The organism is Duganella sp. Leaf61 (assembly GCF_001421905.1).
In the GTDB taxonomy this organism is placed as follows: Bacteria; Pseudomonadota; Gammaproteobacteria; order Burkholderiales; family Burkholderiaceae_D; genus Rugamonas; species Rugamonas zoogloeoides.
The window spans coordinates 414,162-436,026 of sequence record NZ_LMLM01000029.1 but is presented as its reverse complement, the minus strand read 5'-3'; the positions used below and the strand labels follow the sequence as shown (position 1 = coordinate 436,026).

At 62.1% G+C, this 21,865-nt stretch carries 23 protein-coding genes; 9 read left to right on the top strand and 14 right to left on the bottom strand.

The window, feature by feature from the left end:
* Positions 1-4 precede the first annotated feature (4 nt).
* From ASF04_RS19950 to ASF04_RS19920, 8 genes are all read right to left on the bottom strand, one after another.
* On the bottom strand, positions 5-1,393 hold the full coding sequence (locus ASF04_RS19950; protein ID WP_040377595.1) for an amino acid permease: 1,389 nt from the start codon (positions 1,391-1,393) through the stop codon (positions 5-7).
* Between the two features lie 203 nt (positions 1,394-1,596).
* Complete coding sequence (locus tag ASF04_RS27620) at positions 1,597-1,881, bottom strand: hypothetical protein (RefSeq protein ID WP_156368713.1); 285 nt, start codon at positions 1,879-1,881, stop codon at positions 1,597-1,599.
* On the bottom strand, positions 1,878-2,648 hold the full coding sequence (locus ASF04_RS19945; RefSeq protein ID WP_056145665.1) for a hypothetical protein: 771 nt from the start codon (positions 2,646-2,648) through the stop codon (positions 1,878-1,880). The genes ASF04_RS27620 and ASF04_RS19945 overlap by 4 nt, the downstream gene beginning before the upstream one ends.
* Before the next feature lie 27 nt (positions 2,649-2,675).
* Positions 2,676-3,383: a DUF4197 domain-containing protein gene (locus ASF04_RS19940; protein ID WP_056145662.1), complete on the bottom strand. Its 708-nt coding sequence runs from the start codon at positions 3,381-3,383 to the stop codon at positions 2,676-2,678.
* A 65-nt stretch (positions 3,384-3,448) separates the two neighbouring features.
* Positions 3,449-5,080: a chemotaxis protein CheW gene (locus ASF04_RS19935; protein WP_229205134.1), complete on the bottom strand. Its 1,632-nt coding sequence runs from the start codon at positions 5,078-5,080 to the stop codon at positions 3,449-3,451.
* Positions 5,073-5,645, bottom strand: a complete 573-nt coding sequence (locus ASF04_RS19930) for a chemotaxis protein CheD (RefSeq protein ID WP_056145656.1) — start codon at positions 5,643-5,645, stop codon at positions 5,073-5,075. Before ASF04_RS19930 ends, ASF04_RS19935 begins: the two co-directional genes overlap by 8 nt.
* An 11-nt stretch (positions 5,646-5,656) precedes the next feature.
* Positions 5,657-6,478: a protein-glutamate O-methyltransferase CheR gene (locus tag ASF04_RS19925; RefSeq protein ID WP_056145653.1), complete on the bottom strand. Its 822-nt coding sequence runs from the start codon at positions 6,476-6,478 to the stop codon at positions 5,657-5,659.
* Between the two features lie 14 nt (positions 6,479-6,492).
* Positions 6,493-8,190 (bottom strand): methyl-accepting chemotaxis protein, encoded by a 1,698-nt coding sequence (locus tag ASF04_RS19920; RefSeq protein WP_056145652.1) that lies wholly within the window; start codon positions 8,188-8,190, stop codon positions 6,493-6,495.
* Positions 8,191-8,503: 313 nt separating this feature from the next.
* Here ASF04_RS19920 and ASF04_RS19915 point away from each other — a divergent pair, with 313 nt between their 5' ends.
* Together ASF04_RS19915 and ASF04_RS19910 are read left to right on the top strand one after the other, a co-directional pair.
* Positions 8,504-10,591 (top strand): 3-hydroxyacyl-CoA dehydrogenase NAD-binding domain-containing protein, encoded by a 2,088-nt coding sequence (locus ASF04_RS19915; protein ID WP_056145649.1) that lies wholly within the window; start codon positions 8,504-8,506, stop codon positions 10,589-10,591.
* Between the two features lie 190 nt (positions 10,592-10,781).
* Positions 10,782-11,438 carry an FxDxF family PEP-CTERM protein gene (locus ASF04_RS19910; protein WP_056145645.1) on the top strand — a complete coding sequence of 219 codons (657 nt, stop codon included), beginning with the start codon at positions 10,782-10,784 and terminating at the stop codon, positions 11,436-11,438.
* A 118-nt stretch (positions 11,439-11,556) separates the two neighbouring features.
* Here ASF04_RS19910 and ASF04_RS19905 read toward each other — a convergent pair whose 3' ends face one another.
* Positions 11,557-13,254 carry an MFS transporter gene (locus ASF04_RS19905; protein ID WP_056145642.1) on the bottom strand — a complete coding sequence of 566 codons (1,698 nt, stop codon included), beginning with the start codon at positions 13,252-13,254 and terminating at the stop codon, positions 11,557-11,559.
* A 230-nt stretch (positions 13,255-13,484) separates the two neighbouring features.
* Here ASF04_RS19905 and ASF04_RS19900 point away from each other — a divergent pair, with 230 nt between their 5' ends.
* The 3 genes from ASF04_RS19900 to ASF04_RS19890 all read left to right on the top strand — a co-directional run bounded on the left by ASF04_RS19900 (position 13,485) and on the right by ASF04_RS19890 (position 15,385).
* Positions 13,485-13,787 carry a Dabb family protein gene (locus ASF04_RS19900; protein ID WP_056145638.1) on the top strand — a complete coding sequence of 101 codons (303 nt, stop codon included), beginning with the start codon at positions 13,485-13,487 and terminating at the stop codon, positions 13,785-13,787.
* A gap of 2 nt (positions 13,788-13,789) precedes the next feature.
* Positions 13,790-14,788 (top strand): NADP-dependent oxidoreductase, encoded by a 999-nt coding sequence (locus tag ASF04_RS19895; RefSeq protein ID WP_056145635.1) that lies wholly within the window; start codon positions 13,790-13,792, stop codon positions 14,786-14,788.
* Between the two features lie 69 nt (positions 14,789-14,857).
* Positions 14,858-15,385, top strand: coding sequence for a superoxide dismutase family protein (locus ASF04_RS19890; protein ID WP_040377593.1), 528 nt, complete (start codon positions 14,858-14,860; stop codon positions 15,383-15,385).
* 64 nt (positions 15,386-15,449) lie between these two features.
* On the opposite strand, the gene ASF04_RS19885 is transcribed toward ASF04_RS19890, so the two are convergent.
* Complete coding sequence (locus tag ASF04_RS19885) at positions 15,450-16,529, bottom strand: tartrate dehydrogenase (RefSeq protein WP_056145939.1); 1,080 nt, start codon at positions 16,527-16,529, stop codon at positions 15,450-15,452.
* Positions 16,530-16,616: 87 nt separating this feature from the next.
* Here ASF04_RS19885 and ASF04_RS19880 point away from each other — a divergent pair, with 87 nt between their 5' ends.
* Positions 16,617-17,534: a LysR substrate-binding domain-containing protein gene (locus ASF04_RS19880; RefSeq protein WP_164474780.1), complete on the top strand. Its 918-nt coding sequence runs from the start codon at positions 16,617-16,619 to the stop codon at positions 17,532-17,534.
* Between the two features lie 13 nt (positions 17,535-17,547).
* Positions 17,548-17,982 carry a GNAT family N-acetyltransferase gene (locus ASF04_RS19875; protein WP_056145630.1) on the top strand — a complete coding sequence of 145 codons (435 nt, stop codon included), beginning with the start codon at positions 17,548-17,550 and terminating at the stop codon, positions 17,980-17,982.
* On the opposite strand, the gene ASF04_RS19870 is transcribed toward ASF04_RS19875, so the two are convergent.
* The 4 genes from ASF04_RS19870 to ASF04_RS27775 all read right to left on the bottom strand — a co-directional run bounded on the left by ASF04_RS19870 (position 17,979) and on the right by ASF04_RS27775 (position 20,292).
* Positions 17,979-18,731 (bottom strand): NRDE family protein, encoded by a 753-nt coding sequence (locus ASF04_RS19870; RefSeq protein ID WP_056145627.1) that lies wholly within the window; start codon positions 18,729-18,731, stop codon positions 17,979-17,981. The genes ASF04_RS19875 and ASF04_RS19870 overlap by 4 nt on opposite strands.
* Positions 18,722-19,009 (bottom strand): DUF4936 family protein, encoded by a 288-nt coding sequence (locus ASF04_RS19865; protein WP_056145624.1) that lies wholly within the window; start codon positions 19,007-19,009, stop codon positions 18,722-18,724. Before ASF04_RS19865 ends, ASF04_RS19870 begins: the two co-directional genes overlap by 10 nt.
* Position 19,010: 1 nt before the next feature.
* Positions 19,011-20,033 carry a folate-binding protein YgfZ gene (locus tag ASF04_RS19860; RefSeq protein WP_056145621.1) on the bottom strand — a complete coding sequence of 341 codons (1,023 nt, stop codon included), beginning with the start codon at positions 20,031-20,033 and terminating at the stop codon, positions 19,011-19,013.
* A gap of 67 nt (positions 20,034-20,100) precedes the next feature.
* Positions 20,101-20,292 (bottom strand): hypothetical protein, encoded by a 192-nt coding sequence (locus tag ASF04_RS27775; RefSeq protein ID WP_162241454.1) that lies wholly within the window; start codon positions 20,290-20,292, stop codon positions 20,101-20,103.
* On the opposite strand from ASF04_RS27775, the gene mltG reads away from it, so the two are divergent.
* On the top strand, positions 20,212-21,201 hold the full coding sequence (mltG, locus tag ASF04_RS19855) for an endolytic transglycosylase MltG (protein WP_200931121.1): 990 nt from the start codon (positions 20,212-20,214) through the stop codon (positions 21,199-21,201). The two genes, ASF04_RS27775 and mltG, sit on opposite strands and share 81 nt — an antisense overlap.
* A 4-nt stretch (positions 21,202-21,205) precedes the next feature.
* The gene (gene tmk / locus ASF04_RS19850) at positions 21,206-21,841 is read left to right on the top strand and encodes a dTMP kinase (RefSeq protein ID WP_229205133.1); all 636 of its coding nucleotides are present in this window, start codon (positions 21,206-21,208) and stop codon (positions 21,839-21,841) included.
* Positions 21,842-21,865 lie beyond the last annotated feature (24 nt).

The following is a 21,865-nucleotide window of genomic DNA, read 5'->3' as shown; positions in this document are numbered from 1 at the left end:
AGGATCAGTTGAGCAGCGAACGCTTGCGCGAGTAGGTGAAATACACGATCAGACCCAGCACGATCCAGATGGCGAACGCCACCCAGGTATGCCAGCTCAGGTAGGTCATCAGCATCACGCAGAAGATCACTGCCAGCGCCGGGATCAGCGGCACGAACGGTACGCGGAAGGTGCGCTTGAGGTCCGGACGTTTTTTACGCATGATGATCACGGCAATCGACACCAGGCTGAACGCGGCCAGCGTGCCGATGTTGATCAGCTCGGTCAGGATGTTGAGCGGCACGAACGCTGCCACCACGCCGAAGAACAGGCCCACCATCCAGGTCGCAAAGAACGGCGTCTGGTATTTCGGGTGAACGGTGGACAGCTTCTTCGGCAGCAGGCCGTCGCGCGACATGGCGTAGATGATGCGGGTCTGGCCGTAGGCCATGACCAGGATCACGGTGGTCATGCCAAGAATGGCGCCAGCATCCACCACGCGCGCCATCCAGTTTTCACCGGCATATTGCAGCGCCAGCGTGACCGGGTGATCGACACCGAGGAATTCCTTGTACGGCACGATGCCGGTCATGATGCCTGCCACGATCACGTACAGGATGGTGCACACGGCCAGCGAGCCGATGATGCCGATCGGCAGATCGCGCTCGGGGCGTTTGACTTCCTCTGCTGCCGAGGTCACGGCGTCAAAGCCGATGAAGGCAAAGAATACCAGCGCGGCTGCGCTCAGCATGCCGTTGTAGCCGTATGGCATGAAGGGTTGCCAGTTGTCCGGTTTGACGTGCGGTGCGCCCACAAAGATAAACAGCAGCACCACGCCGACCTTGATGGCCACCATGATGTTGTTCATGCGCGCCGACTCGCGCACGCCCCAGCCGAGCATGGCGGTCAGTACCAGCATGATCGCCAGCGCCGGCAGGTTGACGATGGTGGCCACGCCCGGCACGGCGCCCGGGGCAGCGGTCAGCGCCACCGGCAACTGGTAGCCATAGCTGGCCAGCAGCGACTGCAGATAGCCGGACCAGCCCACCGAGACGGCAGCCGAGGCCAGGCCATATTCGAGCAGCAAGTCCCAGCCGATCATCCAGGCGGCCAGCTCACCGAGGGTGGCATACGTATACGTGTAGATGGACCCGGCCACGGGGACCGAAGAGGCGAACTCGGCGTAACAGAGGGCGGCAAAGCCGCAGGCAATGGCGGCGACCACGAAGGACAGGGTGAGGGCGGGGCCGGCAGTCACGGCGCCGGTGCCGGTCAACACGAAGATGCCGGTTCCGACAATCGCGCCTATGCCCATCAGTATCAAATCGAATGGACCGAGTACTTTGGCCAGACCACCGGGCTTGTTAGCGCCGGCAATCATATCGTCGAGGTTCTTCGTTCTAAAAAGGCTCAAATTAAGCTCCAGATATTTTTATGGTGGCGGGATTGCACCCCGTGTCCCGGGTCGCGGCGACGGCAAATAATACAGGAAGATGACACCGCCGCGACAGTTTGCTTTGTTGCATTATTGTTTCGGATAACAAGCAGGCGCGGCAAAACTGCCGCGCAACCAGCGTCAGGACTGGTTGATGGGCGAATTGGACTTGAGGGAGCGTGCTATTTCTGCGTCGCGGTGCGGCGTTTTGGAACCGTCGCCTTGAAAGCAGCCCGAAACTCTGGAATGGAAATTCTGGAGCCGCCGAGCACTTTGGTTTGTCCGCCCAGCGTGGAAATAGACTGGGCATTCGCCGAGAGCTTCACCGTTACCACGCCGCCTCTTTGGGTGATGCCGTCTGCATCAGGTGCGCGATCTTTGTGAAGAATGCTACTCGCACGCCGTGCAGCCGCGCCCGATCGATACGCGGCAATCAATTCAGCATCGGTGATCGGCTTGCGGGTCATGATGGGACTCTGGCAAAGGCATTGAACAGGTAGTTTATCAGAACCCGCCATGAGCGGCTTCCTGCAGCCAGATCGAAACTCATTTCACGGCCGCGACCATGTTGTTCCCACAGCACGCTGTCGCGCGCCATCACGTCCAAGACCGATGCACAGCCTTGAAGTTGGGGCCACATATTGATATCCGCCGCAATCAAGGGGGCATCGAAACCAAACTTGGGCCAGATGAAATAGCCGATCAGGTCGTCAGCTTCCGGCTGCAAAGGTAAAGGCCCGCTGCCGCCGGCAAATAGTGTCAGTTGCCTGAATCCATATCGATAGGCCGTGCAGGCCATCAGCCCAATGGCGACCGAGCACAGGCGCGCTGGCGCATCGGGAGAGAACATGATACGTGCCAGATGAATGGAATCGAGCCGCACTCCTGTGCCATGGCTGTCTTGGTAGGCGATCACGACAACTGGCGCGCCATCGAGCACAAAGCCGTTATCGGAACTGACGTTGAACCCCGCTGGATTGCCGTTCGGTTGTTCTGGCAAACGAGAGAACGATACGATCGATTCGTCCGGCGCCAGGAATAGCCGACCTACCTCTGCGGCAGTCAGCGTGATCGTCCCGGGCGCAAAGCCGTCCAGCTCGACTGAAGTGAGCAAGGCATTGTCCGGAGTGTAGAGAACACCGGTGAATAAACTCCCCAGCGGATGGGAAAGCAAAAATTTCTCCAGCGGTATTACTTGCTGATCGAGAAACAGGCTTTCTTCACTGCTAATCATCGCTGTGATTCTCTCTGTGTCTGCCGCTTACTTGATCGCCCCAAACACCTTGCCCAGCAACTTGCTGCCCGTACCGATCGGATCGGCGCGGATGGCTTTTTCTTCTTCGGCGATCATCGTGTAGAGGCCGTCGAGGGCGCGCTGGGTGACGTAGCCTTCCACGGTGGATTGCTCCTTGGTGACCAGGCCCATCTTGGGCGCCATGGCCATGGTGCTGTTGTACTTGGTGGACAGGCTGGAGCGGTCCGTGACTTTTTTAACGATGGGCAGGAATTGCACGGCCAGCTTGGGCGAGGTCTTTTCGCGGAAGAAGTCGGTGACCGAAGTGTCGCCGCCGGTCAGGATGTTCTTGGCGTCGGTGATGCTCATCGATTTGACGGCGTCGAGCAGCAGCGGCTTGGCCAGCGGTACGGCCGCTTCGGCGGCATGGTTCATCTGGATCACCAGGTCGTCGAGCTGCTGGCCCTTGCCGGTCAACTTCAGCAGCGGCCGGGCCTGTTCGAGGATTTTCGGCAGCGGGATGCGCACGCGCTCGTTGTTGAGGAAGCCGTTTTCCACGCCCAGCTTGGCGACGGCCAAGCTGGCGCCTTGCTCGAGCGCGGCTTTCACGCCGCCGGACGCGTCCTGGTTGCTCAGGTCGGACAGCGACAGCCCGAAGGCGCTGGCGGTCAGCAGGCCGAGGGGAAGCAGGAGCAAAGCGCGGCGAGCGGTGACTACGGACTTGGACGGGAACATGGACGACCTTTCAGTTTTGCAGAACCGGCCAATGCCGGGATTGCATTACTGTAAACCACCGGCGCTCAAGCCGCTAGTGCCGGCAGTTCCTGTGCCAGCTGTTGCAGGAGGCGGTCGCATTCGAATACGCTCAGCGTCTGGTGTTGCTGGGTACCGCCTTCGCCGTCGGCCTCGATGTCGATCACGTCAGGCATGTCACTGCTGGGTCCGTTGCTGTCGGCGCCGCGCATGATGCGCGGCGCCGTGAAGCGGCGGCTGTCTTCGATGGTCATGATGTTTTGCACGGCATCGACCATCAGGCCGAATTTCTCCACGCCCAGTTCGCCCATGCGCTCGACCACCAGGATTTTGGTCTGGCCGGTGGTTTCCGCCGGCGCCATGCCGTACAGGCTGCGCAGGTCGATCACGCTGATCATCTGCTGGCGCAAGTTGAGCATGCCGCGCATGAAATCGGGCATGCCGGGCGGGCGTGCGATGTCCGGCGTGTAATCGATGATTTCGCGCACCTGCTTGATTTCGACCGCATAGATGTTATCGAGCGCAAAGGTGAGATAGACCTGGCGCTTGCTGCGCCGCGCTTCGCGCGCTGCCAGGCTCGCTGCTGCCGTGTCGTCGGTAGGGTACAAGCGGGCATGGCCGGTGCGCATCTCGACGATTTCCGAGCTCGACAGGATCTGGCGGTGGTCGAGCAGGATCACGTCGGCCTGGTCCGGCCGGGCGATGCACCCGGCAAACATGCCGGCGCGCGCCCGGCTCAGCAGCGGAATCGGCATCAGGTCTTCCGCATGGTAATTGACGATGCTGTCCACTGCATCGACCAGGAAGCCGATAGTGGCGTCGTCGATGCGGGCAATCACGATGCGCTGGTCGGGCAAAAACTCGCGCGCGGCGCAGTTGGCATTCGCGGTTTCCTTGCTGGCACCGGGCGCCGTGAGCAAGGTGCTGAAACACACGATGGCCACCGGGCTGCCGCGAAAATTGATGCGGCCCAGGCACAGTGCACTGTTAAGGATGGACGGTTGGATCTCGGGCACACGGATAATTTCCTGGATCGCGCTCATGTCGAAGGCAAACTTGAAGCCGGCCGCGCGGAAGCTCACGCATTGGCGCCGTTCACCCTGGTGGCGCCGCGCTGCCTGGCGTCCGGCGTTTTGCAGCGCCAGCACGTGAGGCACGTTTTCGATGCGCACCAGTGCGGCGGGATCGAGCACTTGCAGCAGGCGGGCGCCGTCCGCCAGCAGGATAGTGCCGGCAATCACGGCATGTTCGGCGCCGGGGGCGTAGCTGAGGGTGCTGCGCTGTTCCGGACGCACGCGCAGGATTTCACCGGTGGCGTGGAACAGCATGCCCACCAGCACGCCCTGGTAATCGAGGATGGCGATCTTGTGGCTGTTGTCGGCCTTCGGTGCGCCGGGATCGAACACGCGGCTGAGATTGACCACCGGGATCACCGTGCCGCGCAGGTTGAACATGCCGTCGAGGAAGGGTGGCGACAGCGGCACGACCGTCATCTTGTCCGGGTAATTGACCACTTCGCGGATGCAGCTGGCGGGCAGGGCGAATTCGTCCGGGCCCAGCAGGAAGGAGCCGAACAGTTCTGGCCCCGGTCCCGGTTCCGGTCCCGGTCCCGGTCCCGGTTCCGGCGCCGTTGTCGGCGCCCTTGCCACCGCCATGCTGCTCTCCACGGTGTCAGGCATGGTGCACCACCCGCGCCGGTTTCTGGATCGCGCTGACGCGTACTTCCTGGGTGGCGCAATCGACCGTCAGGGTGCGGCCGCACTTGCCGCCCACTTCGGCAAAGCGCACGTGCAGGCCGTGCAGGCGCAGGTGCTTCTGGGCGGCGTCGATATTTTGCTGGCCGATCTGGAAGCGCGCCGAGCACGCTTCGAGCATATTGCCGCCGCCGGCCACCACCACTTCGATGTCGGCGTAATCGGCCACGCAGGCGCCCATCAGGCGCAGCAGCGATGGCACCGCCTGGCTGACGTAGCGCGCGCCCAGTTCGGTGGGCGGCAGCGGCGACTCGGGCAGCAGGCAATGGGCCAGGCCGCAGCGGCCGCGTTTTTTCCACAGCAGGGCAATGCCCACGCACGAGCCCAGCAGCGCCTGCAACTGGTCGGTGCGGGCGCCCACGCGCAGTTCGCCGATATTGACGTGGAAGCAGCGCTGGCCGCCCACGGCAGCAATCGGCGCGGCGTCGGCATCGAACCATGGCGCCCTGGAGGCGAGGTCGGCAGGGAAGAGGGATGGTTGTGCGTGCATGGCGGCGCCCGTTATTTTTCGAACCTGTAAATCATCGGCCGGTCGAAGTGGTAGGCGGTGTCGAGGCCAGAGATCGATTCGGATTCACCCAGGATTAACCGGGCATGAGGCGCCATGCTGTGGCGGGCTTGCTGCAGGACGGTCTCCTGGTGTTCCCGGTCGAAATAGATCAGGACGTTGCGCAGAAACACGAGATCGAACTGTTTTGCTTGTTTCAGTGGAGTGAGCAGGTTGTGTTGGGCCAGCTCCACGTTTTTTTTCAATGCTTCAACGACTTGCAGGCCATGGCTGCTGGCCTGAAAATATTTTTTCACCCAGTCGGGGTGGCTGGTGCGGATTTTTTCCACCGAGCGGCCGGCATAGCGGCCCGCGCGCGCCTGCGCCAGGATTTGTTGCGAGATATCGGTGGCGTAAATCTGGTACGCGAATCCTGGCGTTCTGGCCTTGAACTCCTCGCCCAGGATCGCCATCGAATACAGCTCTTCACCGCTCGAGGCCGCCGCCGACCATATTTTCAGCGTCTGGCCCGCGTGGTCGCGCTGCCACTGCGGCAGGAATTCCTGCTCCACGTAGTCCCACACTTGCTGGGTGCGGAAGAACAGGGTGTCGTTGGTGGTCACCAGGTCGATAAAATGCGGCACCTCGGCGCGGTCCCTGACCACCTTGTCCAAATAGTCCTGGTAGCTGCCGATCTCCAGCGCCTGCATGCGCGGCCGCAGCCGGCGTTCGAGCAGGATGCTTTTGCGCTCGGACATGGCAATCCCCGTATGCTCGCGCACCAGCGCGATGAGCGCGGTGAGCGTTTCGGGCTGGATGCCGGCGGCCAGGCTCATCGCATTGCTCCCGCTTACACCACGAAACCGGATACGGTTTTGTTGAGGTCGCCGGCGCGCTGATTCAGTCCCTCGGTCGAACGGGCGATGCTGTCGCAGGCTGCCGCCGATTTTTCCGCTTCCTCGGCGATGTATTGCACGGCGGTGGCCACTTCGCGCGCGGTCAGTTGCTGCTCGTTGGTGGCCATCGAGATGTCGGAGATGGCGGCCGTGGTTTTGGCCACGCCGGCGACGATCTTGTCGAACGCTTCGCTGGCCTGGCGCGAAATTTCGCTGCCGGCCGACACGCGTTTCACGGACTCGTTAATCAACTTGGAAATTTCCTTGGTGGCTTGCGACGAGCGCTCGGCCAGCTTGCGCACTTCGTCGGCAACCACGGAGAAGCCCAGGCCGTGCTCGCCAGCCCGCGCGGCTTCGATGGCGGCGTTGAAGGCCAGCATATTGGTCTGGGTGGCGATTTCGCTGATGACCTTGACGATTTCGCCGATGTCCTCCGAGGAGCGGTTGATCAGGTCCATCGCTTCGATCGACTTGGCGACCGCCTTGGCGCCGGCTTCTGCCTCGCGCTGGGTGTCCTTGGCCAGGGCGTCGGCATTGGTGCTGTTGCCGGCGATGATGTTGATCGAGCTGCTCAGGCCGTCGATCGATGCATTCATTTGCTCGACCGTGGCGCCCAGTGCCTGGGTGCCGACCGCCACCGCGTTGGAGCGCTCGGCAATGGTGGTGGAAGCGTCGGACAGGCCGTTGGCAGAGGCCACCACGTCGCCGATCACCTTGCGCAGGTCGGCGATCATCTTGCTGATGCCTTCGGCCAGCTGGTCGAGCGCTTCGTCGCCGGAGATGTCGATTTCGCTGGTGAGGTCGCCCTGGGCAGCGCGCTCGACCGACAGCAGCAGGCTGTGGATCTTGGCGCTGTCCGCTTGCGACTTGGCGGCCACCGAGGTTTCCAGTTCCACCTGGCCGGTAATGTCGCTGGCAAATTTGACGACCTTGTACGGTTTGCCGTTCAGATCGAGCACGGGATTATAGGTGGCCTGTATCCATACTGTTTTACCATGGTTGCCAATTCGTTTATAACGTCCCGTATCGAACTCGCCCCGATTGAGTTTTTGCCAGAAACGCTTGTAATCGCTGCTGGCGGCATATTCCGGTTCGCAAAACATGCGGTGGTGTTCACCCTGAATATCATCGATGTCGTAACCCATTACACCGAGGAAGTTATCGTTGGCGTTGAGGATATGGCCAGACATGTCGAACTCGATCACGGCTTGGGCCTTGCCGATGGCAGCGACCTTGCTTTCATACTCTGCATTCTTGAGCTTGCTGTCAGTGATCACGGTAGCGAACTTGATCACCTTGTAGGGCTTGCCGTTGTCGTCGATGATGGGGTTGTACGACGCGCTGATCCAGATTTCGCGGCCCCCCTTGCCGATGCGCTTGTAGTCGCCACGGTCGAACTCACCGCGGCCCAGCTTGTCCCACAAGGCTTTGTAGGCGCCGGACTGCACGTATTCGGGATCGCAGAACATGGCATGGTGCTGGCCTTGGACTTCGTCCAGCGTGTAGCCGACGGTGGCCAGGAAATTTTCGTTGGCGTGCAGGATGGTGCCGTCCAGGTCGAATTCGATCAACGCCTGCACACGGTTGAGCGCGGTATTAATCGCTTGCAAATCCTGTTCGCGGGAGTGAATGACCTGGGTATGCGCGTCCATAATAGTCCTGTTATATTTGGAGAGAATTATTTCAAGGTAAATATTTAATGTAAGCGGTAATCAACAGCGCGCAATGTCGATCTGCGATAGCGTTTCATTATTCAGGTCTGGCCTCGCAATTTCAAGCCTGTTCGATTAATTTCGCTGTTTTATGTGCTTTATTTTCCACTCGGAATTAATGCCTGAATTAAACCAGTTGAATTATTCTCTCGCAGTAAAAGTTTTATCGCCGCATTCAAAAGCGGGTGGCGGTTTGGGCAAGTTTTCAGGTACGATCACGATCCGGGCCTAGCAGGCCATCCAGGGACAACACATGACTGCCGAATACCAGGTTCACGGCGCCGTTGCCGTTATCACTTTGAACAATCCGCCGGTCAACGGCATGGGGCTGGCCACGCGCACCGCTGCCGTGGCCGGCATCGAACGTGCGCTCGCCGATGACGCCGTCAGGGCCATCGTCATCACCGGCGCCGGCAAGGCGTTCTCGGGCGGCGCGGATATCCGCGAATTCAATTCCCCCAAGGCGCTGGCCGAGCCGTCGCTGCACACTTTTATCGCTACGGCAGAAAGCTCGACCAAGCCGGTCGTGGCCGCCATCCACACCATTTGCATGGGCGGCGGGCTGGAGCTGTCGCTCGGTTGCCATTACCGCGTGGCGTTGCCGGGAGCGAAAATCGCGTTGCCCGAGGTTAAACTGGGCTTGCTGCCGGGCGCCGGCGGCACCCAGCGCCTGCCGCGCGTGCTGGGGCTGGAACAGGCGCTCTCCATGATCGTCACCGGCGAGCCGGTCCTCTCGGAAAAGCTGGCCGCTACGCCGCTGTTCGACCGCGTATTCGAGCCCGGCGCGGATCTGGTCGCCTCGGCGGTGGCCTTCGCCGGAAGCATTGCCGATCTCCGGCCACTGCCCAAGGTGCGCGACCGGTCGGTTGACCATCCGCATGCCGAGGCGGTCCTGCAGTATGCGCACGAGCAGGCCCGCGCCAGAGCGCCCGGCTACCCGGCGCCGCTCGAGTGCATTGCCACCGTCGGTGCATCGGTCACCATGCCATTCGATGAAGGCATGAAATTCGAGCGCGAACGTTTCATGCACTTGATCCAGAGCACCGAATCGAAGGCGCTGCGCCACGCTTTCTTTGCCGAGCGCGTTGCCGGCAAGGTGCCCGATGTACCGGCCGACACGCCCTTGCGCGCGATGACCTCGGCCGCTGTGGTCGGCGCCGGCATGATGGGTGTAGGCATAACGATGAATTTCCTCAACGCCGGCATTCCGGTGGTGGTGCTGGAAACCTTGCAGCCAGCGCTGGACAAGGGCCTGGCGTCGCTGCGCAAGCTGTACGACAATGCCGTCGCCAAGGGCAAACTGAAGCCCGAGCAGCTGCAACAGCGCCTGGCGCTGGTCAGTGGCACGCTGGCGTACGCCGACCTGGCGCAGGCCGATATCGTGGTGGAAGCCGTGTTCGAAAACCTGGCGGTCAAGCAGGCCGTGTTCCGTGAGCTCGACGCGGTGATGAAGCCGGGCGCCATCCTGGCCACCAATACCTCCACGCTCGACGTCGATGCTCTCGCTGCCGTGACCACGCGGCCGCAGGATGTACTGGGCTTGCACTTCTTCAGCCCGGCCCACGTGATGAAGTTGCTGGAAATCGTGCGGGGCGAACACACTGCCACCGACGTGCTGGCTACTGCGCTGGCGCTGTCGAAAAAGCTGCGCAAGACCGGCGTGGTGGCGCGCGTTTGCGACGGCTTCATCGGCAACCGTCTGATCGAGCAATATAGTCGCCAGGCCGGTTTTTTGCTGGAGGAGGGCGCCTTGCCGGCGCAAGTGGATGCAGCGATCGAGCGCTTCGGCTTTGCCATGGGGCCGTTCCGCATGGCCGACCTGGCCGGCAACGACATCGGACTGGCCATTCGCCAGCGCCGCGCGGTGGAACAGCCGGATCTTGCCTACTCAAAAACTGCCGACCTGCTGTGCGCCGTGGGCCGGCTGGGCCAGAAAACTGGCGCCGGCTGGTACGACTACCGGGCCGGCGACCGCACGCCGTATCCGAGTTCGGAGGTGGACGCAATGGTCATTGCCCATTCGGCGCAGCTGGGTCTGGCACGACGGCACATCAGCGACGACGAAATCGTCGAGCGGCTGGTGTATGCGCTGGTTAACGAAGGAGCACGCATCGTGGAAGAGGGCATTGCCTTGCGGGCCTCGGATATCGACATGGTATATCTGACCGGTTACGGCTTCCCGCCGTACCGGGGCGGGCCGATGTTCTATGCCGACACGGTGGGCTTGCCCAAGGTGCTGGCTGCCATCGAGCGCTATGCCGCCGGGCGTCACGGCGAGGCCTGGACGCCTGCGCCATTGCTCGTGACGTTGGCTGCGGAGGGGCGCAACTTCAACAGCTGATGCCGAATGTTGCTGTATTCTCACATGTCTTAAGGAAAACTTAATGGCATGTGAGCATTTGTTTCAAAACAACGCTACAATGGCACTACCTACCCGCCATCGATACCCTAAAAAACGGTTCGAGTTGCAACGACGGAACGGCATCCGCACCGATGTCTTCGTTACAACCATATACTTTTTAGAGGTCATCATGAAGCGCATCGTTATCGCAGCCGCAATTTCCCTGTCCGCCTTTGTTTCCGCGCACGCCGCGTCGATCACCGGCCTGAACAACACCGGCATCGGCGCTGGCGGCGCTAACGACACCAGCTACCAGCTCAGCATTGTGAGCGATACCTGGAATGGCTCGACCGTCCCGGTCATCACCCTCGACAACACCTGGCCGGTGAATACCTGGCTGGCCAACGACAGCACCTCGAAGTGGATCACGCCAACGGCCAACCAGGGCCAGTCGTACGACGCCTGGAATAACGGTACCTATACCTATCGACTCTCGTTCGACCTGACCGGTTTTGACGCCGCCACCGCATCGTTCGCCGGCCGTGTGCTGTCCGACAATACAGTCAAGGTCTTGCTCAACAACACCGAGATCGCCAGTGGCAACGGCTTCACCACCTGGAGCAACTTCACCGCAGCCAGCGGTTTCACGAGCGGCGTCAACCAGCTCGACTTCGTGGTTACCAACTGGGCGCAAAACAGCGGCAACCCGACCGGCCTGCGCGTGGAATTCGGCCAATCAGCCGTCACCGCGGTACCGGAACCGGAAACTTACGCCATGATGCTGGGCGGCCTGGGCCTGGTAGGCTTCATCGCCCGCCGCCGCAAAAACAAGCAAGCCAGCGTATAAGCAAGCAAGTAGGCCACAGAGTGAGTTTGAGCCGCCAGCGATGGCGGCTTTTTTTCGCCCATAAAAATGGCCGGCCCCGCTCGCACGGGGCCGGCCACCTGGATGTCCGCCTGGACGATCAGTCGTTGGCGTAGATGTCGTTATCCTTGGTCTCGCCGACAAACAAGGCGCCGATCACGACCGTGATGAGGGCGATGATGATCGGGTACCACAAGCCGTAATAAATGTCCCCTTTGAATGCCACCAGTGCGAACGAGATGGTGGGCAGCAGGCCGCCGAACCAGCCGTTGCCGATGTGATAGGGCAGCGACATCGACGTGTAGCGTATGCGGGTGGGGAACATTTCCACCAGCATCGCGGCAATCGGCCCATAGACCATGGTCACGTACAGCACCAGCACGAACAGGATCAGCACCACCATCGGCTTGTTCATCTGGGCTTCGTCGGCCTTGGTCGGATAGCCGGCCAGCTTGATCGCATCCACCACGTCTTTCTTGAGGGTTGCCTCGGTCTTCTTGCTCTCGGCACTGAAGTTGAGGTTATCGGGCGTCATGACGGCGTTGAACGATGTGATTTCCTTGTCGCCGATCTTGACCTTGGCAATCGATCCGGCCGGTGCGTCTTCGTGGGTGTACGCCACCGAGGCGCGCGACAGGATGCCGGCGGCGATGTCGCACGACGACGGGAACTTGCGCTGGCCGGTCGGGTTGAACTGGAAGTTGCACGAGGCTGGATCGGCCACCAGCACCACCGGCGAATTTTTGAGCGCCATTTCCAGCGCCGGATTGCCGTAGTGGGTAAGCGCCTTGAACAGCGGGAAGTAGGTGGCCGCCGCAATGATGCAACCGCCAAGGATGATCCACTTGCGGCCAATCTTGTCCGACAGCATGCCGAAAATGATGAAGAACGGTGTGGCCAGGGCCAGCGACGTGGCGGTCATGATGTTGGCGGTGGCGCCGTCGATCTTGAGCGTTTCGGTCATGAAGAACAGCGCGTAGAACTGGCCCGTGTACCACACCACCGCCTGGCCCATGGTCAGGCCGATCAGCGCCAGGATCACCACTTTCAGGTTGCGCCACTGGCCGAAAGCCTCGCTCAGCGGCGCTTTGGACGTCTTGCCCTCGGCCTTCATCTTGGCAAATGCCGGCGACTCGTGCATCGACATGCGGATCCACACCGACACGCCGAGCAGCAGGATCGAGACCAGGAACGGCACGCGCCAGCCCCAGGCCTGGAACTCGTCCTCGCCGATGGCGGTGCGGGTGCCCAGGATGACCAGCAGCGACAGAAACAGCCCCAGCGTGGCCGTGGTCTGGATCCAGGCCGTAAACGAGCCGCGCTTGCCGGGCGGCGCATGTTCCGCGACATAGGTGGCCGCGCCGCCATACTCGCCGCCCAGCGCCAGGCCCTGCAGGATGCGCAGGAACACCAGGATGATCGGCGCCGCGATGCCGATTGCCGCATACCCCGGCAGCAACCCCACAATGAAGGTGGAGGCGCCCATGATCAGGATGGTGACCAGGAACGTGTATTTACGGCCGATCATGTCGCCGAGTCGGCCGAACACCAGCGCGCCGAACGGGCGCACGATGAAACCGGCGGCAAATGCCAGCAAGGCGAAAATGAAAGTGGTGGTGGGTTCGCCGATGAAGAACTGCTTGGCGATGATCGGCGCGAGCGCGCCATACAGATAGAAGTCATACCATTCGAACACGGTGCCCAGCGATGAAGCGAAGATGACCTTGCGTTCCTCTGGTGTGATCGGCGCGCCCTTGGACTGGTTGCGCGGATCGGCAGTACCCGACGATGATCCCATTATTTGTCTCCTTTTTTTAGTGTTGTGTTAAGCGGCAGACCTGGTAAAACCGGTTGAGCAAACCAACAGAAGACAAGCTCGACAGTTTCCAAATCGACAGCTTGGCAGCGAGTGTGAACGCCGAACCTTGCACCAAACTTACAACCGGCGAGCCGACGTACCTGTCGTTGAAAGCTTGCATTGTGCTATTCTTACCACCCTTTATTTGGCGCCTCGCCCGGAGAGAAACTATGTTGAAACACATCGTGATGTGGAAACTGAAAGACCACGCCGAAGGCGCCGACCGCGCCGCCAACGCCATCAAGATGAAAGCCTTGCTGGACGGCTGCGCCACGATCGTACCCGGCATCGTCAAGTTCGAGGCCGTGCTGGCCCAGCCTGGACTGGAAGCGACCTACGACGTGGTGCTGTACTCCGAGTTCACCGGCAAGGATGCGCTGAATGCCTACCTCGATCACCCTGAGCACGTTGCCATCAAGCCATTCATCGGCGCCATCCGGCTGGAGCGCCAGTGCATGGATTACGAGGTTTGACGATGCCGGACAGCTACCGACGCATCGTGCTGGCCAGCCGGCCGCGCGGCGCCGTCACGCCGGACAATTTCCGGCTCGAAACGGTGGCCACGCCCGTCTTGCAGGATGGCGAGCTGCTGGTGCGCAACCATTACCTGTCACTCGACCCGTATATGCGCGGCCGCATGAGCGCAGCCAGGAGTTACGCTGCCTCCCAGGCGCTGGACCAGACCATGATCGGCGGCACCGTCGGTGAGGTGGTCGCCTCGCGCCATGCCGGTTTTGCTGTCGGCGATGCGGTGGTTGGCGTGCTGGGCTGGACCGAGCTGGCGGTGACCGATGGCGCCCAGTTGCGCAAGGTCGATGCGGACAAATTGCCTTTATCGGCCTACCTGGGCGCGGTGGGCATGCCCGGCATGGCCGCCTGGTACGGACTGAACCGCATCATCAAGCCCAGGGCGGGCGAAACCATCGTGGTCTCCGCTGCCAGCGGCGCAGTAGGCAGCGTGGTGGGACAACTGGCGCGCTTGCAAGGCTGCCGCGTGGTGGGTATTGCCGGCGGACCCGCCAAATGCCGATACGTGATCGATGAGCTCGGCTTCGATGCCTGCATCGATTACAAGGCCGGCAAGCTCGAGGCCGACCTGGCCGCCGCCACGCCCGATGGCGTCGATGGCATTTTCGAGAACGTCGGTGGCGTCATGCTGGACGCCGCTCTGGCGCGCACCAGTGCGTTCGGCCGCGTAGCGTTGTGCGGCCTGATCGGCGGCTTCGGCGGCGCCGACATGGCGCTGCACAATGCCCGCCTGCTGCTGATCAACCGCCTGACAGTGCAGGGTTTTATTGTCACCGAGCACATGGAATTGTGGGACCAGGGGTTGACGGAGTTGGCGGAACTGGTGGCGTCGGGCCAGGTCAAATACCGTGAAACCGTGACGCAGGGCATCGCCGCTGCGCCCGAGGCGTTCATCGGTTTACTGCAGGGGTTCAATTTTGGCAAGCAATTGGTAAAGTTGATATGATTTGAACGCGTTGTGCCGCCGCAAACCGGCGGTGCATTTTGTTCGATCACGTCTACAAGGAATCACACAATGAAAACAGCCGCACTAAGCTTGAGCTGCATCCTGGCGCTGGCCGCCATTCAGACCGCCTCAGCAGCTAATGTCACCGCCCAAGCCAAGCTGGCGCCGACCGCCAACAGCAAGACGTCCGGCCTGGTCACGTTCGAGCAAACCGCTGACGGCGTGCACGTCAAGGCCAAGGTCGAAGGCCTGACCCCCGGCTTGCACGGCTTCCACATCCACGAAAAAGGTGATTGCTCGGCGCCGGACGGCAGCAGCGCCGGCGGCCATTTCAATCCCACCAGCGCACCGCACGGCGATCCTTCCCACGCCAGCAAGCACAGCGGCGACTTCGGCAATATCACTGCCGATGCCAAGGGCGTGGCCACGCTCGACGTCAAGGTGCCGCTGTCGCAACTGACGCTGACCGAAGGCAGCCCGGTCAATGCCCTCAACCGCGGCGTGATCGTGCACACGGCGCCCGACGACCTGAAAACCCAGCCGACCGGCAATGCCGGTGGCCGGCTCGCTTGCGGTGTGATTACTGCTGCCAAGTAAACCCGGACCGTGGTCCACTGGAGGGCGTTGCTGGACGCGCCTTCCAACAACGCCTCTCTGGCGATTAATTCAACAACGCCGCAATCGCCATCCCCGCCTCGGTCGTACTGGCCGAACCGCCGAGGTCAGGCGTTCTGGCGCTATCGGCAATCGTGCTTTCGATCGCCGCCAGTATCGCATCGTGCGCAGCCCGGTAGCTGGCGTCGCCCTGGCCCAAAAAGTCCAGCATCATGGCGCCGGACCAGATCATGGCGACCGGGTTGGCGATGTTTTTGCCATAGATGTCGGGCGCCGAACCGTGTACCGGTTCGAACAGCGATGGCCAGGTGCGGTCGGGATTGAGGTTGGCCGACGGTGCGATGCCGATGGTGCCGGTGCATGCCGGTCCCAGGTCCGACAGGATGTCGCCAAACAGGTTCGACGCCACCACTACGTCGAACCGCTCGGGCGAGAGCACGAAGCGGGCGGCCAGGATGTCGATGTGGTACTGGTCGCAGCGTATATCCTCGTAATCCTTGCCCATCAGCGCGAAGCGCTCGTCCCAGTACGGCATGCTGATCGAGATGCCGTTCGACTTGGTGGCCGACGTCAGGTGTTTTTTCGGCCGCGACTGCGCCAGCTCGAATGCATACTTCAGCACCCGGTCCACGCCGGTGCGGGTAAAGATCGACTCTTGCAGCACGAATTCACGATCGGTGCCTTCGAACATCTTGCCGCCCACCGACGAATATTCGCCTTCGGTGTTTTCACGGACGATGTAAAAATCGATGTCGCCAGGCTGCTTGTTGGCCAGCGGGCAAGGCACGCCGGGCATCAGCCGCACCGGGCGCAGGTTCACATACTGGTCGAACTGGCGGCGGAATTTCAGCAGCGAACCCCACAGCGAAATGTGATCGGGCACCAGCTCCGGCCAGCCGACCGCGCCAAAGAAAATGGCGTCAAAGCCCTTCAGTTGCTCGAACCAGTCGTCCGGCATCATCTTGCCGTGCTGGGCGTAGTAGTCGCAACTGGCCCATTCGAAGGTGGTCCATTCGATGCCAATGTTGAAGCGGCGGGCGGCGGCGTCCACCACGCGTATGCCTTCGGGCATGACTTCCTTGCCGATGCCGTCGCCGGCGATGACTGCGATTTTATGAGTATGCATGGCGATCTCCTTGTGCGTGGAAAACAGCATAGCGCGATTCCATTCCGTTTAGAATGGTGCTGTTTGTAAATGCATGGATCACGGAATGTGAATAATAATGACATCGAGAACAGTGACCTGCGCGTCTTCGCCGCCGTGGTGCGCAAGGCCAGCTTTGCTGGCGCCGCAGCCGAGCTGGGCATGTCGCCCGCGTATGTGAGCAAGCGCATTGCCGTGCTGGAGACAGCGCTGGGGGTACGCCTGTTTCACCGCAGCACGCGGAGGGTAGTGGTCAGCGCCGATGGCGAGCAGGTGTATGCACGGGCGCTGACTATCCTGTCCAGTCTGGACAGCCTGTTCGACGAAGTGGCCGAGCGCCAGGGCGTGCCGCGCGGTCAGCTACGGGTCAGCAGCAGCTTCGGCTTCGGACGCAACGTGGTGGCGCCGGCCATCGCGCAACTGGTGGCCGCCCACCCGGCGCTGCAAGTGCGCTTCGAAGTGCTCGACCGGCTGGTCGACATCGTTGCCGAAGGCTTCGACCTTGACATCCGGGTAGGCGAGGACATCGAGCCGAACCTGATCGCCCGCAAACTGATGAGCAATCACCGCATCCTGTGCGCCGCGCCGGCCTACCTGGACCGGCGCGGCACGCCGCGTGCGGTGGCAGAGTTGTCGGGCCACGATTGCCTGCCGATCAAGGAACGCGACCTGCCGTTTGGCGTGTGGAAGCTGCGCCATGGCGCGGGCGAGGACGTGGTGGTGAAAGTGACCGGACCGCTCTCGACCAACCACGGCGAGATTGCGCTGCAGTGGGCGGTGGCTGGCGCTGGCATCGTGCTGCGTTCGCTGTGGGACGCGCAACCGCACCTCGACCGGGGCGAACTGGTGCAAATACTGCCCGGTTATACGCAGGAAGCCAATGTGTGGGCCGTGTATCCGCAACGCCTGGCAAGCTCGGCAAAAGTACGTGTGTGCGTGGACTTCCTCGAACGGCACCTTGCGTGCGACAATCATTGTTTTTCCTGAGCAAACCGAAGCCATGAACGACACCGTCCACCACACGATCCGCTACGGCGACTGGGCCACCATGTCTGCCGAAGCCAAACTGATACGCACCGAAGTCTTTGTCGAAGAGCAGGGTGTGCCTGCCGAACTGGAAATGGACAATATGGATGTGCTGTGCCTGCACGCGGTGGCGTACGACGCTGCCGGCGTGCCGATCGGCACTGGCCGCCTGCTGCCCGATGGGCACATCGGCCGCATGGCCGTGCGCAAGTCGGGCCGGGGTACCGGCGTGGGCGGCGCGCTGCTGCAAGGCCTGATGGCGCAAGCCCGCGCACGCGGCGAAAGCCTGGTCGCCCTGAGCGCCCAGACCCATGCTGCCGCCTTCTACCAGCGCCACGGCTTTGCCATCGAAGGCGAAGAATTCCTCGAGGCAGGCATCCGCCACATCAATATGAACCACAAGTTCTAGTGGATCAGTTCTTCCTGTAACGTCGCAGTGGCGTCGGCGTAGAGCTTGACGACGGTGGACGTGCGGGTTCCGTAGCCGGGGCTTTCGATCTTGACCGACGACAGCACCCGTTCCACTTCCAGCGGCACGCCGGTTTCCGGCAAGCGCTGGTCGGGGGCGGGGGTGGTGTCGGACAGCATTTCGAAGAAGGCATCGTCCGGTGCGCCCAGGCACAACAGGCTGGCGAACTGCGCCTTGGTTTTGAGCACTTTCGGCCAGGGCGCATCGAGCAGAGCGTTCGAGACACCGTATACGCCGGGTTCGAGCGGCTTGCCGTTGCGCGGGTCGCTGTCGCCCCGGTTGGAGTACCAGATCAGGGTGTCGCGGTCGCCGATCACCAGGTTGAAGCCGTTGTATTGGTTGGCCCGCTGGCGCAGGTCATCGATGTACTCTTGCGGGCTCATGCAGCCGGCCAGGTAGTCGGCCACCAGCTGGCCGCGTGACGGCGCGTCGTCGCGATGCTCGCTGGGCGCGCGGATGTTGGTGATCGCGGCAAAACGCGCGCCGCCGTGGTGGTTGGGGCAGTCGGCCGGATGGGTGATGCCCATCCAGCTGCCGCCCGCCTGCAGGTCGCGGCCCGCATACACTTGTGGATGCTCGGGCCACGGCGCGGCCGGCGCGGTGGCGCGCTGGTAGAACTCGTCACGGTTGGCGGCAGCCACCAGCGGCACTGTCGGCAACACTTTCCAGGCAAAGACGATCAGGCACATGGCACGACATCCACGAACGCTTCGAGGTGGCGGGCGCCGACGATCCACTGCGACAGTCCGGCGCGGTCCACTGCTGCGGCCAGCGTGCCGGCGAAATTGCCGGGAGCGGCCGGATAGATTTCCATCCAGGTTTGCACGCCGTCGTCCGCTTCCGGACGGCGTTTGAGTTCGCTGGTAACGGCGAACTGTTCGGCCAGTTGCGCCTGCATGGCGGCAACTGCCGAGTGCAGGGCTGCCGCGTCGGCATCCCTGACCTTGTAGTAAATATAGAGATCCATGCTAGAGATCTAAGGGTTCCAGCACGTACGGCAGCGCCAGGAAGGTCAGCGCGGGGCCTGCAGCCGAGCCGAGGCGCACCGACGCCGCGTCGATTGCGGCGAGCTTCATTTCCACCAGCGCATCGACGCCGCCTTGTCCGTTCGGTGCGGCGTTGACAATCATGCCGCAAGGCTGCTCCGGATCGGCCGTGGCAAATACTTCGGCGCCGGCCACTGCGGCCGGATCGGCAATGCTGACCAGCGTGGTACGGCGCTTGAGCTTGCCGAGGTACTGGCTGCGGGCGACGATTTCCTGGCCCGGGTAGCAGCCTTTTTTAAAGTTGACCGCGCCCAGCAATTCGAAATTGACCATCTGCGGCACGAACTGTTCCTGCGTGGCCTTGTCGATCTGCGGTACGCCCGAGTGGATTTCGGCCAGGCGCCAGGCCTGGGCGCCGCCCACGGCCAGCTTGCTGGCCAGTTCGGCGGCGATGGTGTCGGCAGTGGCCGCCGACATCAGCCACTGGTACCGCGCCGCACCGAAGGCGTCGGCCACGCGCAGCAGCGTGCCCAGCGGATGCTCGACGCGGGTGAACGGTTTCGACGGCAGGGTGTCGAACCAGTTTTGCAGGACGACTTCGGCCTTGTCGCCGCCAAAGCCCAGCACCACCTCCATGCCCGGCAGTTCGGTGGCGTCAGTGAGCTTGGTCTTGGCGCGCAGCACGAACATCGACAGGCGCTTTTGCACCGGCGCCTGGATCTCGCGCGGCAGTTGCAGGAAGATGGTGGTGGCGCTGCGCCACATCAGGAACGATGCCAGCAGGCGGCCCTTGGGCGAGCAATAGCCGGCCAGGCGCACGTCGTCGGCGCCGAGGTGCTCGACATCGTTGGTCAGTTGGCTATGCAGGAACTTCGCCGACTCTTCGCCATCGAGGGCAATCAGGCCCTGGTCGGTGATCGGTGCGACAAAGCCGGCGGCAAGCGCGGCGGTGGTCAGCGGGCTAGCCGGGGCGGCGGCGGATAACAGTTCGGTCCAGGATGACATAATTTCCAATATTTAGCGACGTATGTGACGATGTAGGTGACGATTACGCATTATCATTACGGGCTCATTATAGTGATGTCCCGTCGATCGCGTCGGCAACGGTGCAAAAGCGTCGGAACACTGGCGCATCGCCTCCGGAAGTGGCAAGCTGGTCGATTGACTCAAATATGGCGTAGAAATGGCTTTTATTAAAAAAATAATCACACTCTGCATTCTTGTCGCGCTGGCGGCCGGCGGTTACTTCATGTACTGGCAGCAAGCGCCTATCCTCACCGGCGCTGCCGAACCGATCGCCTTCACCATCGTGCCCGGCAGCGGCGCCCACGCGGTCGGCCAGCAAATCGCCGAGGCCGGCGTGCCGATCCAGCCGCTGCTGTTCAATCTGCTGGCGCGCAGCACCGGCAAGAGCAGCCGCATCAAGGCCGGCTCGTACGAACTGAAGCCGGGCACCACGCCGGCGCGGCTGATCGAGCAGCTGGTGCGCGGCGAATTCGCGCAGGAGCAACTGACCATCATCGAAGGCTGGAGCTTCCGCCAGATGCGCGCGGCAATCGACGCCCACCCGGGCCTCAAGCACGACACCATCACCCTCAGCGACACCGATCTGATGAAAGCCATCGGATCCGAATACCAGCGCCCGGAGGGCCTGTTCTTCCCCGATACCTATTTGTTCGCCAAGGGTTCGAGCGAATTGCAGATCTATCGCCAGGCCCATGCGATGATGATCAAGCGCCTGGAGGCGGCGTGGGCCAAGCGTGAAGCGGGCTTGCCGTACAAGACGCCGTACGAGGCGTTGACCATGGCCTCGATCGTGGAAAAGGAAACCGGGCAAAAGTCCGAACGCAATATGATCGCCGCCGTGTTCGTCAACCGCCTGCGCCTGGGCATGATGCTGCAGACCGACCCGACCGTGATCTACGGCATGGGCCTCAAGTTCGAGGGCAATATCCGCAAGCGCGATCTGGAGACCGACACGCCGTTCAACACCTACACCCGCACCGGCCTGCCGCCCACGCCGATCTCGCTGCCCGGTGTGGAATCCTTGGCCGCCGCGATGGCGCCCGCCAAGACCGCCGCCCTGTATTTCGTCGCGCGCGGCAACGGCACCAGCAAATTCTCAGACAACCTGACCGACCACAACCGGGCAGTGAACCAGTACCAACGATAGAGCCATGACCGATTCCAGTATCCGCAACAACAAATTCATCACCTTCGAAGGCATCGATGGCGCCGGCAAATCCACGCATATCGCGTTTGTCAGCAAGTACCTGCAAGACCGTGGCATCGACCTGGTGAGCTCGCGCGAACCGGGCGGCACCCAGCTCGGCGAGAGGCTGCGCGAACTGGTGCTGCACGAAACCATGCACCTGGAAACCGAAGCATTGCTGATGTTTGCCAGCCGCCGCGAACATATCGCGCAGGTGATCGCACCGGCGCTGGCGCGCGGCGCCTGGGTGATTTCCGACCGGTTTACGGATGCCAGCTTCGCCTACCAGGGCGGCGGCCGCGGCATGGACCTGGCCAAGCTGGACGCGCTGGAGCAGTGGGTACACCCGCACCTGCAACCTGACCTGACCTTGCTGTTCGACGTGCCGCTGGAAGTGGCGCGCGCGCGGCTGGACGCCACCCGGTCGCTCGACAAGTTCGAGCAGGAAAAGACCGATTTCTTTGCCGCCACCCGCAACGAATACCTGCGCCGCGCCGCGCAGTTCCCGCAGCGGTTCCGCCTGATCGATTCCACCCGCACGATTGCCGAGATCGAGGTGGAGATCACGGCCATTCTCGACGAACTGCTGGCGCAGCACTAGCCGCAGATCCCGCAGCCCACGCCG

Bases quoted from the DNA above. Each gene is read 5' to 3' on its own strand.
- ASF04_RS19915 (WP_056145649.1), top strand. From the start codon at position 8,504: ATGACTGCCGAATACCAGGTTCACGGCGCCGTTGCCGTTATCACTTTG.
- ASF04_RS19940 (WP_056145662.1), bottom strand. From the start codon at position 3,383: ATGTTCCCGTCCAAGTCCGTAGTCACCGCTCGCCGCGCTTTGCTCCTG.
- tmk (WP_229205133.1), top strand. From the start codon at position 21,206: ATGACCGATTCCAGTATCCGCAACAACAAATTCATCACCTTCGAAGGC.
- ASF04_RS19935 (WP_229205134.1), bottom strand. From the start codon at position 5,080: ATGCCTGACACCGTGGAGAGCAGCATGGCGGTGGCAAGGGCGCCGACA.
- ASF04_RS19885 (WP_056145939.1), bottom strand. From the start codon at position 16,529: ATGCATACTCATAAAATCGCAGTCATCGCCGGCGACGGCATCGGCAAG.
- ASF04_RS19945 (WP_056145665.1), bottom strand. From the start codon at position 2,648: ATGATTAGCAGTGAAGAAAGCCTGTTTCTCGATCAGCAAGTAATACCG.
- ASF04_RS19910 (WP_056145645.1), top strand. From the start codon at position 10,782: ATGAAGCGCATCGTTATCGCAGCCGCAATTTCCCTGTCCGCCTTTGTT.
- ASF04_RS19890 (WP_040377593.1), top strand. From the start codon at position 14,858: ATGAAAACAGCCGCACTAAGCTTGAGCTGCATCCTGGCGCTGGCCGCC.
- ASF04_RS19930 (WP_056145656.1), bottom strand. From the start codon at position 5,645: ATGCACGCACAACCATCCCTCTTCCCTGCCGACCTCGCCTCCAGGGCG.
- mltG (WP_200931121.1), top strand. From the start codon at position 20,212: ATGGCTTTTATTAAAAAAATAATCACACTCTGCATTCTTGTCGCGCTG.
- ASF04_RS19905 (WP_056145642.1), bottom strand. From the start codon at position 13,254: ATGGGATCATCGTCGGGTACTGCCGATCCGCGCAACCAGTCCAAGGGC.
- ASF04_RS19895 (WP_056145635.1), top strand. From the start codon at position 13,790: ATGCCGGACAGCTACCGACGCATCGTGCTGGCCAGCCGGCCGCGCGGC.
- ASF04_RS19860 (WP_056145621.1), bottom strand. From the start codon at position 20,033: ATGTCATCCTGGACCGAACTGTTATCCGCCGCCGCCCCGGCTAGCCCG.
- ASF04_RS19875 (WP_056145630.1), top strand. From the start codon at position 17,548: ATGAACGACACCGTCCACCACACGATCCGCTACGGCGACTGGGCCACC.
- ASF04_RS19865 (WP_056145624.1), bottom strand. From the start codon at position 19,009: ATGGATCTCTATATTTACTACAAGGTCAGGGATGCCGACGCGGCAGCC.
- ASF04_RS27620 (WP_156368713.1), bottom strand. From the start codon at position 1,881: ATGACCCGCAAGCCGATCACCGATGCTGAATTGATTGCCGCGTATCGA.
- ASF04_RS19925 (WP_056145653.1), bottom strand. From the start codon at position 6,478: ATGAGCCTGGCCGCCGGCATCCAGCCCGAAACGCTCACCGCGCTCATC.
- ASF04_RS19900 (WP_056145638.1), top strand. From the start codon at position 13,485: ATGTTGAAACACATCGTGATGTGGAAACTGAAAGACCACGCCGAAGGC.
- ASF04_RS19920 (WP_056145652.1), bottom strand. From the start codon at position 8,190: ATGGACGCGCATACCCAGGTCATTCACTCCCGCGAACAGGATTTGCAA.
- ASF04_RS19870 (WP_056145627.1), bottom strand. From the start codon at position 18,731: ATGTGCCTGATCGTCTTTGCCTGGAAAGTGTTGCCGACAGTGCCGCTG.